This window comes from Kitasatospora sp. NPDC053057, from assembly GCF_044546945.1.
Lineage (GTDB): Bacteria > Actinomycetota > Actinomycetes > Streptomycetales > Streptomycetaceae > Kitasatospora.
In genome coordinates this window covers 1-1,581 of sequence record NZ_JBITZP010000136.1, presented here as the reverse complement: position 1 = coordinate 1,581, position 1,581 = coordinate 1, and the positions used below count along the sequence as shown (strand labels likewise).

The window sequence follows — 1,581 nt, the reverse complement described above, 5'->3', positions numbered from 1 at the left end:
AGCTTGCCGTTTAACCTCGGCGGGCTTGGTGTTCCTTGATCGACTCGGCGCGTTTGACGGTCTTGCCGACGTCGTGGCGCCTGGCTCGCTGCTTGTTCTTCGAGCCGGGAGGCCGCCCGGGGCCGGGGCGGGACGGTTTCGGTGCGGCCGCCGGGCAGGCTGCCGCCGCTCGGACGTTGCGAAACCCCCGGCGGACCCGGGCGGGGGTGAGGCGGCGGGGTTCGGCGGGTCGCTCCCAAGGGCGGCGAAGATCCTCGGCCAGCGGCCGAGCGAGGCGGAGCTGGGCGTGGACGGCGACGATCAGCCAGGTCCACAGGTCGGCGGTGTCGGCGTGGCGGATCTTCGGGGCGGTCCAGCCGAGGGTCTGCTTCATCAGCCGGAAGGTGTGCTCCAGGTCGAATCTGCGGAGGAATGCCTGCCACCAGCGGTCCACGTCCGCCGGTGTGGCGGCGGTGACCGAGCACCACAGCCAGACCGGCTTCGGGGCGCGGTCGCCCGGCAGGCGCTCGACCTTCAGGCGAATCAACGTGCCATGGAGGATGGGCAGTTCCTCCTTCGCGTGTTCCAGCCAGGGCCCGCGGTGGGTCAGCCTCGGATGCATCCGGTCCCAGGCGATCGCCTCGGCGGTGCCGTAGCGGGTGGTGTCCGTGGCGGTGATGACGTCGGGCTGGTGCCAACTGTCCGGCCTGGCGAAGGCCAGGACGCCGCCGTGCTTGCGGGGCCGGCCGCCCTTCGGCCCGGAGCGCGCGGAGCCCGGGTCGCGGAGCATGACGCGGTCCGAGCGCAGGCGTCCGACCAGGATGACCGGCAGGTCCGCGAGGGCGTGGGAGAGGTAGGCGACGTCATAGCCGGAGTCCATGACGATGAGGATCTCCGGATCGCCGTCGTGCCATTGCCCGGCCTGGGCCAACCGCTCGACGACGTCCCGCAGTTGGGCGGCGGTCACGAGCGTGGCATCGTCCGCCGGCCCAAGTCGCACGGCGTCCAGAAGCCCGACCCAGGAGGTGCGGCCGGACTCCAGGGCGGCGACGAAGGAGTACGGCCAACCGGGGACAAACTGGTCTGTGCTGCGGTCGCCGCGTCCGTAGACGTGGCAGAAAAGCCGGTCCTCGCTGGTCGGAGCATCGGGCCGGAGCCAGTTACTCACGTCCACGGCCAGCACGATCCGCCCATCGGCCGCCTTCGGTAGCGGGAGACTGGTCAACGCGCGACGCAACCGCGCCGGCTCCAGCCAGCCCCGGTCCAGCGCCGAATACAGGGCGCCGTGCCCCCTCCGGTGCTCGACCGCCAGCGACAGCTCGACCAGGGTCTTCACCGGCCCGTCCGCGCACAGCACAGCGTCCGTGAGCTCGAAGAGCGCGTCCGCGCGGGCGTAGAGAGATTCGTAGAACTCGACCCGAAAGCGGGACAACAGGCCCAACGCCTGGCCTACGGGCGCGTCGACCGGGAGACTCATACGCAGCGGCCGTTCTCTCGCACTTCGTTACTCGACATCTCGAAGCGTGAAGAACGGCCGCGTCACGTGCTGCCGAATCCCGGAGATCTCAGCAGGTCGAGTGACCGCCGAGGTTAAACGGCAAG

1 protein-coding gene is annotated in these 1,581 nt (G+C 70.5%); it reads right to left on the bottom strand.

What is annotated here, in order from left to right:
* Positions 1-10 precede the first annotated feature (10 nt).
* The gene (locus ACIG5E_RS39430) at positions 11-1,456 is read right to left on the bottom strand and encodes an NF041680 family putative transposase (RefSeq protein WP_396542140.1); all 1,446 of its coding nucleotides are present in this window, start codon (positions 1,454-1,456) and stop codon (positions 11-13) included.
* Positions 1,457-1,581: the final 125 nt, after the last annotated feature.

Coding starts and splice junctions, on each gene's coding strand:
- ACIG5E_RS39430 (WP_396542140.1), bottom strand. CDS start 1,456: ATGAGTCTCCCGGTCGACGCGCCCGTAGGCCAGGCGTTGGGCCTGTTG.